General features: G+C 44.9%; 14 protein-coding genes. 7 read left to right on the top strand and 7 right to left on the bottom strand.

The genetic code is table 11. The features are described from left to right. Positions 1–32: 32 nt before the first annotated feature. Both Q4592_RS06105 and Q4592_RS06100 read right to left on the bottom strand, forming a co-directional pair. Positions 33–278 (bottom strand): DoxX family protein, encoded by a 246-nt coding sequence (locus Q4592_RS06105; protein WP_303511147.1) that lies wholly within the window; start codon positions 276–278, stop codon positions 33–35. After that, complete coding sequence (locus Q4592_RS06100; protein WP_303511145.1) at positions 263–460, bottom strand: DoxX family membrane protein; 198 nt, start codon at positions 458–460, stop codon at positions 263–265. Before Q4592_RS06100 ends, Q4592_RS06105 begins: the two co-directional genes overlap by 16 nt. A 138-nt stretch (positions 461–598) precedes the next feature. Between Q4592_RS06100 and Q4592_RS06095 the strand changes: the two genes are divergently transcribed. The 4 genes from Q4592_RS06095 (at position 599) to Q4592_RS06080 (ending at position 10,300) form a co-directional block, all read left to right on the top strand. Then, a complete protein-coding gene (locus Q4592_RS06095; RefSeq protein ID WP_303511143.1) occupies positions 599–1,474 on the top strand; it encodes a LysR family transcriptional regulator in 876 nt (291 codons plus the stop codon). A gap of 68 nt (positions 1,475–1,542) precedes the next feature. Continuing rightward, positions 1,543–2,808, top strand: coding sequence for an L-methionine/branched-chain amino acid transporter (yjeH, locus tag Q4592_RS06090; RefSeq protein ID WP_303511139.1), 1,266 nt, complete (start codon positions 1,543–1,545; stop codon positions 2,806–2,808). A gap of 870 nt (positions 2,809–3,678) precedes the next feature. Further along, a complete protein-coding gene (locus tag Q4592_RS06085; protein WP_303511136.1) occupies positions 3,679–6,891 on the top strand; it encodes a glycoside hydrolase family 48 protein in 3,213 nt (1,070 codons plus the stop codon). Positions 6,892–7,375: 484 nt separating this feature from the next. Further along, the gene (locus Q4592_RS06080; protein ID WP_303511134.1) at positions 7,376–10,300 is read left to right on the top strand and encodes a glycoside hydrolase family 48 protein; all 2,925 of its coding nucleotides are present in this window, start codon (positions 7,376–7,378) and stop codon (positions 10,298–10,300) included. A 69-nt stretch (positions 10,301–10,369) separates the two neighbouring features. On the opposite strand, the gene Q4592_RS06075 is transcribed toward Q4592_RS06080, so the two are convergent. Then, positions 10,370–10,699 (bottom strand): hypothetical protein, encoded by a 330-nt coding sequence (locus Q4592_RS06075; RefSeq protein WP_303511133.1) that lies wholly within the window; start codon positions 10,697–10,699, stop codon positions 10,370–10,372. A gap of 348 nt (positions 10,700–11,047) precedes the next feature. On the opposite strand from Q4592_RS06075, the gene Q4592_RS06070 reads away from it, so the two are divergent. Next, a complete protein-coding gene (locus Q4592_RS06070; RefSeq protein ID WP_303511131.1) occupies positions 11,048–11,680 on the top strand; it encodes a glutathione S-transferase in 633 nt (210 codons plus the stop codon). 21 nt (positions 11,681–11,701) lie between these two features. Here Q4592_RS06070 and Q4592_RS06065 read toward each other — a convergent pair whose 3' ends face one another. Then, a complete protein-coding gene (locus tag Q4592_RS06065) occupies positions 11,702–12,298 on the bottom strand; it encodes a TetR/AcrR family transcriptional regulator (protein ID WP_303511129.1) in 597 nt (198 codons plus the stop codon). Positions 12,299–12,411: 113 nt separating this feature from the next. Here Q4592_RS06065 and Q4592_RS06060 point away from each other — a divergent pair, with 113 nt between their 5' ends. Both Q4592_RS06060 and Q4592_RS06055 read left to right on the top strand, forming a co-directional pair. Continuing rightward, a complete protein-coding gene (locus Q4592_RS06060) occupies positions 12,412–12,945 on the top strand; it encodes a dihydrofolate reductase family protein (protein WP_303511126.1) in 534 nt (177 codons plus the stop codon). A gap of 137 nt (positions 12,946–13,082) precedes the next feature. Further along, positions 13,083–13,865 (top strand): ABC transporter substrate-binding protein, encoded by a 783-nt coding sequence (locus Q4592_RS06055; RefSeq protein WP_303511123.1) that lies wholly within the window; start codon positions 13,083–13,085, stop codon positions 13,863–13,865. Between the two features lie 46 nt (positions 13,866–13,911). On the opposite strand, the gene Q4592_RS06050 is transcribed toward Q4592_RS06055, so the two are convergent. The 3 genes from Q4592_RS06050 to Q4592_RS06040 are packed head-to-tail and all read right to left on the bottom strand — an operon-like array spanning position 13,912 to position 17,279. Beyond that, positions 13,912–14,409 carry a protein disulfide oxidoreductase gene (locus Q4592_RS06050; RefSeq protein ID WP_303511120.1) on the bottom strand — a complete coding sequence of 166 codons (498 nt, stop codon included), beginning with the start codon at positions 14,407–14,409 and terminating at the stop codon, positions 13,912–13,914. Further along, positions 14,399–15,205, bottom strand: a complete 807-nt coding sequence (locus Q4592_RS06045; protein ID WP_303511117.1) for a DsbA family protein — start codon at positions 15,203–15,205, stop codon at positions 14,399–14,401. The genes Q4592_RS06050 and Q4592_RS06045 overlap by 11 nt, the downstream gene beginning before the upstream one ends. A gap of 4 nt (positions 15,206–15,209) precedes the next feature. Then, the gene (locus tag Q4592_RS06040) at positions 15,210–17,279 is read right to left on the bottom strand and encodes a protein-disulfide reductase DsbD family protein (protein ID WP_368509294.1); all 2,070 of its coding nucleotides are present in this window, start codon (positions 17,277–17,279) and stop codon (positions 15,210–15,212) included. Positions 17,280–17,315 lie beyond the last annotated feature (36 nt).

Raw genomic sequence — 17,315 nt, 5'->3', positions numbered from 1 at the left:
TGTGGTCTTTACGATTGAATCGGTGAGTCGGGCTAAGCACTCGCGGTGTTGTTATATAGGACTTTAGGTTTTAAGGCATAAGCACCATCGCCTAGCAGTATTTGCGCAAATGAAGCCATCACGAGAAATAGCGGATACTCCCAGCCACCACCTTGGTTTGAAAACGACCAACCATGGCCAGCATGAGCAAAAAATAAAGCACCTAATAACACTGGCAGCAATCCCGCTGTAACCAGCCGAGTTTTTACACCCAGCAATAGCGCTATACCGCCCAGCAACTCAGCAACTCAGCAGCAATGGTTAAATAAGCTAGCGCACCCGGTAAACCTAATGAGCTAAAAAACTGGGCAGTACCCGCAGGAGTAAACACCGCAATCTTTAACCATGCGTGAGATAGAAACATCACCGCTAAACTGATGCGTAACAAAGTGCCAGCGTATAAGGCTTGTCTGTTATCCATTGTTATTCTCCTAGTGACGTTGATTAAGGCCAAGCTCAGTGGCTGGCGTAAAGAAAGTATCGTCCCACTTCAACCTGTAAACAATATCCATTACAATCGACACATTGTTTACTATTTGTATACAATTAAGGCGAACGAATGAATCACCTAGCGTTATTTTCTAGTTTTGTTGCGGTGGTAGAACACGGCAGTTTTACTCAAGCCGCCCTGCACTTAGGTAAAACCAAAGCGATAGTCAGTCGACAAGTTAGCCAGCTAGAAGCGCAGCTCAATAGTCGCTTAATTAGCCGAACCACTCGAGCGTTGTCAGTCACCGAATCGGGTAAAGAGATCTATCAACGGGCTAGAGTTATTCTTGAGCAAGTGGACGATTTGAGCCAATACAGCCAGCAACAAAATGAGCAGTTGTCAGGACGGTTACGTTTAAGTGCGCCGCAAACCTTTGGCGAGCTAAACCTAATGAAAATACTGCCTAGATTTATGCAAAAGCACCCTCAGCTAAAAGTAGAGTTGGTACTAAATGACCGCTATGTAGACATTGTTGAAGAAGGCTTCGACCTCGCCATACGTATTGGCCAATTAGACGATTCAAATTTGATTGCGCGAAAGATTGCCAGCTACAAACAAGTACTCGTCGCCAGCCCTGAATTTGTAACAAAGCACCAAGTGACTCACTTCGAGCAGCTATCTACCCTTGCCTGCATCGTAGATAGCAACCGCCGAGGTGGGAATAAATGGCAGTTTACCCGCCAAGGTTCAATACACAGTGTAAAAGTGAATCAGCAACTCAATGTAAACAGTGCCTTAGCCGCTGCGATGGCTGCAGAGCAAGGCTTAGGTATCTGTCTGTCACCAGCATTTGCCGTGCAGCAGCAACTCGCCAACGGCAGCTTAGTGAGCCTATTTGATGACTACCTCAACGACGACATTGGTGTGTATGCTATTTATCCACATCGCCAATACCTCACCAAAAAAGTGAGTGCTTTTATTAACCATTTACAGCAACACGTCTAAAGCATGGTTATTAACAAAGGACTTTGTTAGATTGGCATTCTGCAAGATACAGTGATTAAGGATTAATCTTGGCTCAAGGGCGTTTATCGGTAATTCAAGGAGCCAGCTTATTAGTCTCGGCACTGCTTGGCTCTAGTGTACTCATTATCCCTGCCCTCGCCGCTGATCAATCGGGAGCGTACTCTTTATTAGCGTGGTTGATCATGATTATTGCCATGTTGCCGGTAGTATTTACCTTTGCTGCATTAGGCAAACGCTACCCACACGAAAGCGGCACCGCCTATTACGTTAAACAAGCTTTTGGCGAAGACGCCGCCAAGGCTATTGGCTGGGTGTATTTATCAATAGCCCCCATTGGTCCACCAGTAGTATTTATTGCCGGCGCCAGCTACTTTGGGCAAGTGTTTGGAGGGCTTGACCTGCCCTTAATCTACTTAGAGCTCGCCATGCTAGCACTAGTTTTTTTAATGAACCTAGCCCGTATAGAAACCTCTGCTAAAGTACAGTCTCTGCTAAGCCTTGCCTTAATTAGCACTATTTTGTTTATTTGTTTTAAGGTGATGAGCACTCAGCCTTTCCCACGCGAACAATTTACGCACGCTGGTTTTTCTTTACACTCGCTGGGCCAGTCAATGGCACTAATGTTTTGGTGTTTTGTTGGCATAGAAGCCATTTGCCATGTGGCCAAGCAGTTCAGCAACCCCGAACGTGATTTTGCTAAGTCGGTATTGCTGGGCGTAGGCAGTGCGGCATTTGTGTATGTGCTGGTTAGTTATGCGGTAGTCGTTATGCATGCCTATGGCAGCGAGCAACAAAACCTGCTTTCTATTACCCATATCGCCGCTTTATCTAGTGGAAAATGGGCGGCAAGTTTAGTGGCTGCGGTAGGATTTTTCGGCTGCTTTTGTGCGGTCAACCTCTATGTCATCAGCTTTGCTAATATGCTTTACAGCACGGCTGAGGAAAAAGGCAATCAACACCCTTTAAGAATATGCAGCGCCAACGGCTCACCAATTGTCGCTACCTGTATTGTAACTGCGTCAATTGCCTTAGTATTGATTGCTCGAGATTATTGGAATTTCTCTTTCGCCTATTTATTGGAATACGCCAATGGCTTATTCGTAGTGATTTATTTGGCCGCTGCCTTAGCGGGTGTAAAATTGCTAAAAGGAGCAATGCGTTACGCGGCTGGCTTTTCAGCACTATTCTGTGGCCTTATATTATTGGTTATAGGCAGCAGCGGCTTGCTATGTTTAGCTGTATTCGCAGCGGCATTTTTCGCTTTTAAATTGCGAAAACTAGCCTGGTTAAATAACCGAGCCTTACCTAAATAAACTTCATATATTGGTTTCGCCGTAAACACTGCCCGAAACTAAGCCAATTCAATACTGCGCTACTTTATCTACTTCAATCTACCCAAGTTCATTTGGCCCATCGCCTAAGCAAAATAAGCCTCACCATTGTCGCCAATTTAAGACAGCACTATCGCCTTAAAAACAGATAACTCACTAAAATCGTTTACAGCCCAGTCTATTCCTAGCTAGGTACAAACGTTTAACCTGTCTCAATAAGGAGACAGTTTATTTGACTAAAATGCATAAATAACATTTAATGGCTACACTTACATTAACGGTTTATTCGCTTTTTTAGCGCGAAATGTTCACATAGAGGAACACTTAAACACCTATCGAAATGATCATAAATAGTTAATTTTATTACGATAAACGTTAATAGAAGCTACTTTCAAGTCATAAGTTAATATTTATAACAGCAGTAATTATTGTATAAATCTGCTAAATAATTAATATTCCCGCCAACACTCAATCCGATCAGAATCACATATTTATGCAATACCGCATGAAACCACAAGCTAAATCCGTTCTATTTTTAATCATTCGCTGTTTTAGATCACACCTAAAGATTTGGTAACAAAATCAACTATAGATATTTTTGTTATTTAATTTAAACCTTTAGCCGCGGGTTTATCGTGCAATCAGTTGGTTAGGTGTTTACTCCCCTGTGAAAAAAGTAACACGCCCAAGCTAACCAAAGGATTGGCGATGAACTCTGCTTTACCGAGCTGTATACATAATTGTTGCAAAGTGAAGCGGCTATAAAGCCCCACACAGCAACAGTGACCAATGTGTTCTAAAGGTGACAGCGACGCCCTTGCAAAGGGCTTCTTTTTTAAAATGGAGTTTACAATGCAATTTGCTAAACGTTTGGGTTTGAACCATCAGCATGGTTTAAATCAAGCTACAGGATTAATACAACGCTCTAAACTAACCACTGCAATTCTTAGCGCACTGATTGGTGTTAGCTTTTCTGGTATTGCTAACGCCTCAGTGTATGAGGATCGATTTGCCGAGATTCGTGATGAGATTTATGCCCCTGAAAACGGCTATTTAAGTGCTGATGGAGGCCCTTATCACTCTGTTGAAACGTTTATTATTGAAGCACCAGATCATGGGCACGAGTCAACATCAGAAGCCTACTCTTACATACTGTGGTTAGAAGCTGTTCACGGTAAAATTACCGGTGACTGGGAGCCTCTAATTAAAGCCTGGGATCTTATCGAAGAACAAATTATCCCAACGTCTGAAATGCAACCTACTGCAGATAAGTATGCCAACGGTAAAGCGACTTATGTTCCAGAAGGGCCATTACCGTCAAGCTATCCGCTACCACTTACTAATGGTGCCGCGGTTGGTGAAGATCCTATTAGTGCTGGTTTAGCCTCTACTTACGGTACTTGGGATGTATATGGTATGCACTGGTTGTTAGACATGGATAATGTTTATCAATACGGTAATTTAGGCGACGGAACCTCAACACCTTCATATATCAATACCTTCCAACGTGGTGAGCAAGAGTCTGTATGGGAAACTGTTCCTCACCCATCGTGGGAAGACTTTAGCTGGGGCGGAGAATACGGCTTCTTAGATTTATTTGTTGCCGAGTCTCAAGCACCTGCAAAACAATGGCGTTACACCAACGCTCCTGATGCCGATGCTCGTGCTGTACAAGTAATGTACTGGGCACTGCAATGGATGAAAGAACGTGGCCAAGATCCTGAAGTAGTTGCGCCTGGCTTAATGGCCAAAGCAGCTAAAATGGGTGATTACCTGCGCTTAGCCATGTTTGATAAGTACTTCAAAAAAATTGGTTCTCAAGACGAACAAGGCAGTGCTGGCCAGGGTTATGACTCTGCTCACTACTTAATGTCTTGGTACTACTCTTGGGGCGGCCCAATCGATACCTCAGCCAACTGGGCTTGGCGAATTGGTTCAAGCCACATTCATTTTGCTTACCAAAACCCAATGGCCGCTTATGCGCTATCTCAAATTGCTGAACTACAGCCAAAAGCGCCTAACTCTGTGCAAGATTGGGACACTGGTTTAGAACGTTCTCTAGAGTTCTTCCAGTGGACACAATCAGCCGAGGGTGCATTCTCTGGCGGTGCAACCAACAGCTGGAATGGCAAGTACGACACATACCCTGCCGATCGCGCTAACAATACTTTCTACGGTATGGCGTACGATGAAAACCCAGTGTATGAAGATCCAGGTTCAGGTACTTGGTTTGGCTGGCAAACATGGGGTGTTGAGCGAGTCGCTGAGTACTACTTCATTACGGGTGAGAAACGCGCCAAAGACATTCTAGACAAATGGGTAGCTTGGGTATTAAACGCCACACCAGAAAAAGGTCTGCCAGTTCTAGACTTTAGTGATAACGATGTAAAACTTGCCGCTACACTGGCCTTCTCTGGTATACCAGAAAAATGGGATCCGGCTAATCCTAAAGCTAACAACGACTTACATGTAGAAGTTATTGATCACGGACAAGACGTTGGGGTTGCCCATAACTTGGCTAAAACTCTGATGTACTACGCTGCAGCAGAAGAAAAACACCAAGGTGATGTTCACCAAGGCGCTAAAGATGCGGCTCAGATGATTTTGGACCGTTTCTGGGCTAATCACCGCACAGATAAAGGCGTTTCAGCACCTGAAACACGCAGTGACTACCCTGAGCGTATTAACGAGCCAGTATTCTTCCCTGCGGGTTGGACTGGTAAGAATGCAGTAGGCGCAGACTTAAACGCCGATACAACGTTCTCAAGCATGCGTCCATTCTATGATAGTTCGGATCCTGGTTATCAAGAGCTACAAAACGCCATGGCTGAAGGTCGTGATCCAACTTATACCTATCACCGTTACTGGGCGCAGGTAGATGTTGCAACAGCAAACGCCTTGTATTCTGAATTGTTCCCTGAGGCTGATTGTGCCGATGGTTGCGCTCCAACAGCTAAAGATATAACGGTTAAAACCTCAGTAGGTACGCCTGCTAGCATTACCTTAGAAGGCAGTGACAGCAACGGCACTATTGAAGCTTACAGCTATACTCAGCCAGCGAATGGCACAGTAAGTGGCAACGGTAAACAAGTGACTTACACGCCACAAAGTGGTTTTGTAGGAGTAGATAGCTTTACCTATACCGTAAGCGATGATGAGCAACTTAGCTCTGCACCAGCTACGGTGACGATTAGTGTTGAAGATCTTAACAGCAACGTTCCTCCAGAAGCCTGTTTTACTGCTACTCCAAGCAGCGCAATGGTAGGCGACATCATCAGCTTTGAAGCAAGCTGCTCAAGTGATGCTAATGACGATACCTTAACTTACAGCTGGGCCTTTGGCGACGACAGCAACGGCAGTGGTGCGTCAATTAAGCATAGCTATACAATGGCGGGTACTTACGATGCGATGTTAACGGTAAATGACGGTAAAGGTGGTGTAGATAGCACCAACGTGACCATTACCATTGAAGAGCCTGCTGGTAACTTACCACCAGAAGCTTGCTTTAGCGCTACACCAAGCAGTGCCAACATTGGTGACGCTATCAGCTTCAACGCAAGCTGTTCAAGCGATGCTGATAACGACACACTAAGCTACAGCTGGGCCTTTGGTGATAACAGCAAGGGCACAGGTGCTTCTGCTCAACATAGTTACACCCAAGCGGGTCGCTATAATGCGGTATTAACCGTAGATGACGGCCAAGGTGGTGTAGATACCGCGAGTAAAACCATTACTATTGCTGATGCTCCAGTATCAAGTGCAAGCTGTAAGTACGAAGTTCAAAACCATTGGAACGCTGGTTTTGTAGCTAAAGTAACCATTACCAACAACGGCAACGAAGTGATTGATGGTTGGGATGTAAGCTGGAACTATGCTGATGGCTCAGAAATGAGCAACGGTTGGAATGCTAACTTTAGTGGTAGCAACCCATACTCAGCCAGCTCACTTAATTGGAATTCAAAAATCCAACCAGGTCAATCGGTAACCTTTGGCCTACAAGGTAATAAAGCTGTATTTAACGGCCCTGCTCCTGTAGCAACCGTAACCGGTGCAGTGTGTAACTAGATCCACCGTTCGTTTAATAATCCATAAGTAAAGGAGGCCTCGCGCCTCCTTTTTTGTATTTAATCTCCGCTAATCACGTTTAGCTGCCTAAGCAAGTTCTCATTTTCTGAGGCATTTGCCTGAAATATCCCCGCTAAATTTCTTACCGTTCTTTTAGTTTGTGCTTTGCTCACAGTTCTAATTTTTATTGTGTAAATACAAAATAAAAATAAAAAAGGTGAATTATACCTTTATTCGCATGGGGGAATTATGTGATTAGTCAATACCGTGAGGGCGCAATTTGTCGCAAAGACTTCGCCGTAGAGCGAACACTAGCCGAGCTCACAAATAAGTTGAATAAACATACATGCATAGCAAATGGTAAATAGCTAGCGAACGAAGATTACAGCTTTTAGCACAGAGCTGCCCAGCCACGACTCGCCTGCTATTGATAATACTCAACTCATCTACACGATGAGTATTTTCACATGAAACGGAGATTCACATGTTTTTATCTAAAACATCTAGCAAGCAGTCCAAGCTGGCTAAAAGCAAATTTAAACATCGCTCTTTACGCCTATCTATTGCCGTTGCACTTGCTACAGCAGGTTTAAGTAGCGTGGCAAATGCAGGGGTGTATCAAGATAGATTTACCGAAATGCGCAACGAGATCTATAACCCCGAAAATGGCTACTTAAGCGCTGACGGCGGCCCCTACCATTCTATCGAAACCTTTATTATTGAAGCGCCAGATCATGGCCACGAGTCAACCTCAGAAGCCTACTCATACATCCTGTGGTTAGAAGCAGTGCACGGTAAAATTACCGGTGATTGGCAACCACTAATCGACGCTTGGGAAATCATTGAAACCCAAATTATTCCTACTTCGGCCATGCAGCCAACGGCAGCAAATTATGCATCAGGTAAAGCCACTTATGTGCCAGAGGGGCCATTACCGTCCAGTTATCCACTGGCGCTTGATTCAGGCGCAGCAGTGGGTGAAGACCCCATTAGTGCTGGGCTAGCAAGCACCTATGGAACCTGGGACGTATACGGTATGCATTGGCTACTGGATATGGACAATACCTACAAATATGGCAACTTAGGCGACGGCGTCTCTACCCCTTCTTACATCAATACCTTTCAACGTGGCGAGCAAGAATCGGTGTGGGAAACTGTCCCCCACCCGTCTTGGGAAGAGTTTAAGTGGGGTGGCCAGTACGGCTTTTTAGATTTGTTTGTGTCAGAGCCGCAAGCACCTGCTGCGCAGTGGCGTTACACCAATGCACCCGATGCCGATGCACGTGTGGTACAAGTTATGTACTGGGCACTGCAGTGGATGAAAGACCAAGGTGTAGACCCAGAAGTGGTGGCACCTGGCTTAATGGCTAAAACCTCAAAAATGGGCGACTACCTGCGTTTAGCCATGTTTGATAAATACTTCAAAAAAATTGGCTCACAGGATGAACAAGGTAGCGCAGGCACTGGCTATGATTCTGCCCACTATTTAATGTCGTGGTATTACTCTTGGGGCGGCCCAATTGATACTAGCCAAAACTGGGGCTGGCGCATTGGCTCTAGCCATATTCACTACGCCTACCAAAACCCTATGGCCGCGTACGCGCTATCTCAAATCCCAGAGCTAAAACCACTGGCCCCTAACTCGGTAGAAGATTGGACGGTAGGTTTAGAGCGCTCTCTCGAGTTTTTCCAATGGACTCAATCGGCAGAAGGTGCATTTTCTGGCGGGGCAACCAATAGTTGGAATGGCACTTACTCTACTTATCCGGTAGAGCGCCAAGACGCGACCTTCTACGGTATGGTGTACGACGAAAACCCTGTGTATGAAGATCCTGGTTCAGGCACTTGGTTTGGCTGGCAAGCATGGGGCACCGAACGCGTAGCCGAGTACTACTACATTACTGGCGAAACCCGTGCTAAAGCGATTATGGATAAATGGATTGGCTGGATCCTAGATAGCACTCCAGCTACAGGCTTAGCAGTACTCGACTTTAGCAATAACGATGTTAAGTTGGCTGCTGGCCTCGAATTTAGCGGCTTACCAGAAAAATGGGACCCAGCAAACCCGCAAGCCAATACCAACTTACACGTAACGGTGACGTCGCAAAACCAAGATGTAGGTGTAGCTCACAGCTTAGCCAAAGCCTTGATGTATTACGCGGCCGCTGAAGAAAAACACCAAGGGCAAGTTCACCAAGGTGCTAAAGATGCTGCACAGAATATTTTAGACAGATTTTGGGCAAACCACCGCACCGACAAGGGGGTATCAGCACCTGAATCACGCGGCGATTACCGAGACAGAATTAACGACCCGGTATACTTCCCTCCAGGCTGGAGCGGCGTAAATGCAGTAGGCGCAGACTTAAACGCGAACACCACCTTTAGCAGTATGCGTCCTTTCTATAACGATACCGATCCAGGTTACGTTGAATTACAAAATGCGATTAGCGAAGACCGCGACCCAACATACACCTATCACCGATACTGGGCACAGGTTGACGTAGCTACAGCCAATGCTCTATTTGAGGATTTATTCCCGATAAGCTGTGATGTGAACTGCCCACCAACGGCTAAAGATATAAGTGCCAGCACGAATATTGACACGCCAGCCAGCATTACCTTAGAAGGTAGCGACAGCAACGGTAGCATTGTTAGTTACAGCTACAGCCAAGCCAGCAATGGCGTGGTAAGTGGTACTGGTCCGCAAGTAACTTACACGCCTAATACTGGCTATGTAGGAGTGGATAGCTTTACCTATACAGTTACCGATGATGAGCAGCTTACCTCAGATCCAGCAACGGTGACGGTAACGGTAGAAGACCCGAATAGTAACCTTCCTCCAGAAGCATGTTTCACCGCAACACCAACCTCAGCGTATGTTGGTGACCCTGTGGCCTTTGATGCTAGCTGCTCAAGCGATGCAGATGGCGATACCCTTAGCTACAGTTGGGCGTTTGGTGATACCAACTCTGCTACTGGAGTCAGTGCAAGCCACAGCTATCAAGCAGTGGGTAGCTACAGCGCGATGCTGAGTGTTGATGATGGTAAAGGTGGTGTAGATACCACGAGCAAAACTATCATCGTAAGCGAAGCCCCCGTAGTAGCTAACTGTACGTACACCATCGACAACGAGTGGGGCTCTGGTTTTGTTGCCAATATTACCATTGCTAACAATACAAGCTCAGTGATCAACTCATGGGATGTAAGCTGGAGCTATAGTGACGGCTCAGCCATGAGCAACGGATGGAATGCCACCATCAGCGGTGCGAACCCATACAATGCGGTAGCACTGGCGTGGAATGGCCAAATACAACCTGGGCAATCTGTTACCTTTGGTTTGCAAGGCAATAAAGGCGTGGCCAACGCCCCCGCCCCAATCCCAACAGTAACTGGAGCAGTTTGTAACTAAGTCGCTCCTACTTAAAGAACCATAAAAAAAGGAGGCTCAGCGCCTCCTTTTTCTTTTAGCCGATATAGCTTAGTAATGAGTTAAAGCGTAAGCGAGTGAACGACCACTACGGCAATCTTCAACATCAGTTCCATAACCAACTAGTACTGTTGCATTGGTTGTTTTTGCTGATAAAAGAGTTGTATAAAATCGTTCTGTCATCGCATCATCCATTAACGAATCAACAATGAAGTAATCATAATCACAAGGCGTGTCAGGGTGGTCGTTTAACTTGAAGTAAATAGTGCTGTTGTTATAAATCTTTACCCATTGAATCGTTGAGGTAACGTTAGCGGTGTACGCAGCATTAGATGAAAAAGAGAGGGTAAAAAGAGCAACAAACGCAAAAATAAATTTCATGTACTTTCCTAGTTCAATCAATTGAGACATCTGTAAACGAGCTTACAAACGTAAATGTAAGAAAGGTTCCTAAAGAACTTTCTCACTCCATTTTTTCTAGCGGTAGAAAAAATAATATTAAATCAAATCTTTATCAACAGCCTTTAGCTACGAATGAGACAAAATTGCGTTTAAATAAAACCGCAAGTTCACAATTAACCCATTCTCGCTATTTTTTACCGCTTGAATAAACACCTTTTCATCAACCACTGCGAAAATTAATAAAGAAATAACAGACCAAGCAACACTTGCCAGCTAAACAGCAACTGGGTATGGTCAGCCCAACAGAACCTAAACTAAACATCTCTTATGCCTGCCACTTTCTATTCTTTTCGCCGTTGCCCTTATGCAATGCGCGCCCGCCTAGCCATTGCTGTAAGCCAAACACCTGTGTTGCTCAGAGAAATACTCCTGAAAAACAAGCCAGATGAAATGCTCGCGCTTTCACCCAAGGGCACAGTGCCCGTATTAAAGCTTGAAAACGGTGAAGTGATAGAAGAGAGCGTTGAGATTATGTTGTGGGCACTTGAACAAGCCGATCCACAAGCATGGCTTGCTCCCAATCACAGCAAAATGCTGCAATGGGTAGAAGAGAATGACGGACAATTTAAATCTGCACTCGATAAATACAAATACGCGGTGCGTTTTCCCGAACACAGCCCCGAAGATTACCGCCAGCAAGGCGAGCTGTTTTTACTAAAAATAGAGCAGCAACTTAGCCTAACTAGCTACCTAATGGGCGAGCAATTAAGCCTCGCAGATATGGCCTTACTGCCTTTTATTCGCCAGTTTGCCTCAGTAGATCTACAGTGGTTTGAGCAAGCCCCCTACCCACAGCTACAAGCTTGGTTAAAGCAGTTCATTGATTCAGCATTGTTTCGTTCAATCATGCAAAAATACCCGACCTGGTTAGACAGCCAACAAGAAGTGAGCTTCCCTTAGGGGGATTATTCAGCAATTAATTTAACCTGTCGATTTAGCTGCTAGCGCCTCAACAAAAAATGCCATTACCTTGTCGTCTACTCGCATAGCTAGAGGGTCTTCGGTCTTGTTGCAACTTACTGCTAAAGCAAAACCATGTAGGTAATCCACCAATAAATGCAATGCTTGCTCTATATGTTCTTGGCTAAGGTTCAGCGGCCTTAATATCAAACTAAAACGCTGGCTAAATAACTCTGCAGGGCCATGTGTTTTCATCGACAGCAAAGTAGTCAATAAACCCGCATTTTGTTGTAACAGCAGTAAATAGCTTTCGCATAAACGCGTTAACTCCCCCTTCCAGAAGTGATTACTTTGCTGATCTAACTCAGAGGCTTGCGGCTGATAAATCCCTTCAATCAAGGTCAGCGTTAACGCTTCTAACAAGGCGTTCTTATTATCGAAATAGTAATAAATGGCCATTGGGTCAACCTGTAAAGCCGCGGCTAGCTGCCTTATGCTAGGCACTTTTCCAGACTCTTGCTGTAACGCTGTTGCCTGCAACAAAATCTTCTGCTTTGTCAGTGAGTTGGCATTTTGCTTAGGCCTGCCACGCAGTTTTTGCTTGACCACTTTAGTCATTATTCGTTAACCTAATATTAATTCTACAGTGTAGAATTATATGAATAATACACGCTATTTCAAGCGTTAGATGTACTCACTTAAAGATCTCTTTGATTATCGGGAGCAATAAAATGTCGAATATCGTATACATCGCAGTCAGCCTAGACGGCTTTATCGCCGATAAAAATGATGGTTTAGAGTGGCTAGAAAGCGTGCCAAATCCAGAAGGGCTGGATTTAGGTTACAACGCATTTATTGAAAGTATTGATGCTTTAGTCATGGGCAGAAACACCTTTGAAAAGGTAATCAGCTTTGATTGTGAATGGCCTTACAGCAAACCAGTAATGGTATTAAGTAACAGCCTAAAACAATTACCAGAAGGGTTTACGGGCGATGCGCGGTTAATAAACGGTGAGCTAACATCTCTAGTAAATCAGCTTAATCAACAGGGTTTCAATAACTTGTATATTGATGGTGGGCTTACCATTCAGCAGTTTTTAGCTCAAGACCTCATCGACGAACTTATTCTTACACGCTTTCCTATACTTTTAGGTGGAGGCGCTCCTCTGTTTGGTGACCTACCTAATATCAAACGCTTCAAGCACCACAAAACTACCGTATTGCTAGACCAACTAGTTCAAAGTCACTACGTTCGAGAGCCGTAATTTAGCTAAGCAACGTTGTTCAGATTTATATAACTATTGTTAAGTCACATAATAAACACACTATCACTAAACGCTAATTGCTGCTTTAATAAACAATGAAATGGATTTCGCTAGTCTCCCTAAACTAAGGATTGGGTTTGCTTATTTCTCAGTACTTTCGCCGACTAATATTTGCAGGCTGTGTGGGCCTAAGTGTGTTATCTACGCCCCTTAAAAGTGCAGAACTGATCACGCTTACCAATAGTGAGTGGCCCCCTTTTACCTCTAAACACCTTCCTCACCAAGGTTTTTACTCTGAGATAGTTCGTCAAGCCTTTGCCTTAGAGGGTTACCAAGTTGAATACCAATTTTTACCATGGGCACGTGCTTATATGTACGTGAAGCAAGGAGAGGTAGATGGCTCTTTAACCTGGGCTAAAACCGAGCAAAAAGAGCAGGAAGTACTGTTTAGTGACCCGGTATTCTGGCACACAAAGGTATTTTTTCATCTCAGCAGTGAGCCATTTGAATGGCAAAATATAAGCGATTTACATAGATATAGAATTGGCGCGACCGAACTCTACACATACGGTAATGCCTTTGACTCTGCGGCTAAAGATGGAGAGATTAACGTAGAATATGTCTCTTCGGATTTGCTTAACTTTAAGAAAATGCTGCTTGATAGAGTTCAGCTATTTCCTTCCGACATCATGGTGGGGAAGACACTCATTCAACAACACTTTACCGCCGAACAAGCCGCTCTGTTTACTTACCATCCTAAGCCGGTACAACAAACCTATACCCATGTGATTTTCTCAAAGAAAAATAGTGAGCGAAATCAACTGCTATTAGCTGCATTTAACCGTGGCCTCGCTAAGTTAAAAAGCTCTGGCCGTTATCAACAAATTGTAGATAACGCGGTTTTAGACACACCAGAATAAGAAAAGCCACAACGCTAGTTGTGGCTTTTATCTCGTTTCAATACCGCTAAGACACCAGCATGCGCCACCACATTCCTGGCAACGTGGTAAAGCCAGCGGTGTAGTGTTTCAGTTCGCCGTCTTTTATCACCATCAAAGTGGGTGTTACACCAACGCCCCATTGCGACCCCAACTGCCCTTGCGGGTCATTAACTACGTTAAATTGGTAGTCATGATGGTTTAAATAGGCTTGCACCTTGCTTTGATTACCAGAGCGTAACGCCACCGTTACCACATTAAAATGTTTAGCCATGGTATTCACCGCAGGGCTAACAAAGTTGCATACGCCACACCAAGAGCCCCAAAAATATACCAGTACCGGTTCATTTTCGCTTAATGCATGTAAATCAATCGACTCGCCATTAACACCTTGAGCACTTAGCTGAGGCAACTGACCTTCTGGCAGATCTTGTGATCGCCAAAGGTCTACACCAATACTTATCACCGTAACAAAAAACAGTAGCGATATAAGTTGTTTAAAGGCACTCCATATCTTATTCGCCATGTGTTTGCTCCTTAGTATTTAGCTCAGCGTCAATTGCCTGCTTTATTTGCTCGTAAGCCACCAAACCGGGTATCACATCGTTGGAGAAAACCAAACTTGGCGTACCACCAATGCCTAATTGCTCCATTAATCGAATATTGCCATCGAGAATCTGTTTTACCTGAGCATTTTGTTTAGAGGCGTCGAGTGACTTTTCACTGCTCGTTAGCTTAGCGACTTTGGCGATAGACTCACTGGTCAAACGGCTTGGGCTAGCCATTAGCTTGTTGTGTAAAGCCATAAATTGTTGCGGTTGTTCTAACCAAAGAGTTTGAGCAAACATTGCCGCTTCTTCAGAGCTTGGGCCCAATACCGGTACCATTTTAATCACCACCCGCAGTTGCGGATATTCTTCAACTAATTTGGCCAGCGAAGGTTCTACTCGCTTACAGTAAGGGCAGTTAAAATCGGTAAAATAGGCAATGGTAATACTCGGCTTATCGCTGCCCATCCAAGGGTCATTCGGGTTATTAAACAAATGGTCTGCTTGTTGTTGAATGACGCCTTTTACACCCAATTGCTGTTGCTTCTCTTGATATGCCTGAAAGGCGATAATCGCATCACGCAGTATCTCTGGATCCTCTACCATCGCATCGCGAATAAGTAGCTTAAGCTCGGCACGTTGTTCATCACTAAAACTCGATGTTTCAGCATTCGCTTGTGCACTGTTGAATGCTAAAAATACTAGGCTGATCAGCAAAAAAGCCGCCTTATTCATCGTTGCTTTAATGGTAACAATAGTGATTGAAGTCATCATAGATTTACTCCTGAATTCGAATAGCAGAGCCAGCAGCTTGAGCGAACGCTTGCTCTATAGCTTGGTGGCTTAATATAACGGGAAGTGCGATACCTTGAGGGGCCGCAGGGCCATAAACGATGTTAAATGGCACGCCAAAGCGCTGATAGCTTTGCAAAAATGCACTCACCTGATTAGAAGGCTTGGTCCAGTCGCCTTTCACTAAGCGGGTCGAAGGCTGCTTTAATAAGCTATAAGTAGGGTTTTGTAATATCACCCCTACTTTATTGGCTTTACAGGTAATGCACCAGTCGGCGGTGACGTCTACAAACACAACGTTTCCCTGCTTAACCTGCTCAGCAATATTGCTTTGTTGTAAAGGCTGCCAGACTAAATCGGTAGGCAAGGCTTTAGCCCACCGCTCACTGGTTAAGGCACCAAGTAAAGCCACACCACCGCCTAACAAGACCATTGAACTTAAACTAATCAGCAGTACTTTTGCGCCATGCTGTTTAGCTAAAATCAATACAAATACCAACGACAGCAAAGCCACAACAGCAAGCAATATTGGTGTTGCTACAAAGTTTGCCAATAGACTAACTAGCCATAAACAGGTGAGCAGCAGCATTAGTGCAAAAATTAGCTTCACTGTGCCCATCCACTTACCGGGCTTTGGCAGCGCTTGAGCTAAACGAGGAAAAGCAGCGACCAATAACCAAGGCAAGGCCATACCTAATGCTAAGGCAGTAAATATCACCAATAAACTCGCGGTGTCGGCGCCTAATGCAAAAGCTACCGCAGTGCCTAAAAATGGCGCACTGCATGGCGTGGCTAGCAAGGTAGCAAACATGCCCTGTAAAAAGTGCCCTAAGTAGCTGTTGTCGCCGCTGGTGGCTATGCGAGTCTGCCAAGAAGAAGGTAAACTAATTTCAAAAGCACCGAGCATGTTTATAGCGAACAAGCCTGTCACCAGTACCATGAAAGCAATAAACCAAGGCTGCTGAAACTGCACGCCCCACCCCACGGCTTGGCCACTAAACTTAAGTAACAATACAAAGCTCGCCAACAGCCAAAACGACGCCACAATACCCACTGCAGACGTCACAAATTGACGGCGAATGTGTGCCTGTTGTTGATGAGGTGCAGCAATCACCGAGCTCAGTTTCATGCCAAGTACCGGTAATACACAGGGCATAATGTTCAAGATTAAGCCGCCCAATAAGGCAAACGCCAACAACTTAAGCCAAGAAACAGATTCAAGGATTACTGCGCCAGCTTGTACTGTTGCGTGATATTCATAAGCGTGCTGCTTATCAAATACACTTACCTTGAGCGTATTACCCAATAGTTCTGGCTCACCAAGCCAGTTTTCGCCATTGAATATGGCGCTCAGGCCATTGGCACTTTGTTCTAACTGCAACAGTTTAAAGGTGGTATCAGGGTCACCATCCACCAGCACAGTAGGTTGTTGCCAGTCTACGCCTTTGGCCAAATTTACTTGCAGCCGTTGCTGATTTGCATCCCAAATAAACTCACTGTTATTGCCACTCACTACCTGTGGAACCGCTACCTTCGCCTTGTTGTATAAATACATGGCTTCGCTGTCTACCCGTAGCTGTTCAGGAATAAAATCTAAGCTGAAGGGATAGTCGGTAAGCACACATACATTGGTGCACGTAGATAAGGTAAGAACCCCTTGCAACTTAGTGGCTTGGGTTAAGGAAGTCACGGTAAGTAATAGCGGAAAATCAACACTATGCTGATAACCGTAGGTTTCTAGACCTAGCAATGAAAAACGCTGTGGAACTGGCCACAACCATTCAGCTGAGTCTAAATTGCTCGAACCTTGCCAATCAATGCTAGGAGCAACACCCCCCTCACCGGGTGACCGCCAATAGGTTTTCCAATCGTCTTCCAACTTAACTTGTAAAACCGCAGGTAAACGCTGGGTTGCGGCGTCTAACTCGCCGGTAAGCATAAGCCGTACTTGAGCAGGGGGATGCTGAGGTGAGCTAAGCCAAGCAGTACTTTGAGCAAATACCGTGGTAGAAAACACCAAGCTAAACAGCAGCATTAGTCGTAATAAAATGTTCAATATCATCTCCAAAAATGAAAAAAGTAAACGCGAGAG

Source organism: Agarivorans sp. 1_MG-2023 (genome assembly GCF_030548385.1).
In the GTDB taxonomy this organism is placed as follows: Bacteria; Pseudomonadota; Gammaproteobacteria; order Enterobacterales; family Celerinatantimonadaceae; genus Agarivorans.
The sequence above is the reverse complement of the archived record's forward strand: the minus strand, read 5'-3'. Positions and strand labels throughout refer to the sequence as shown.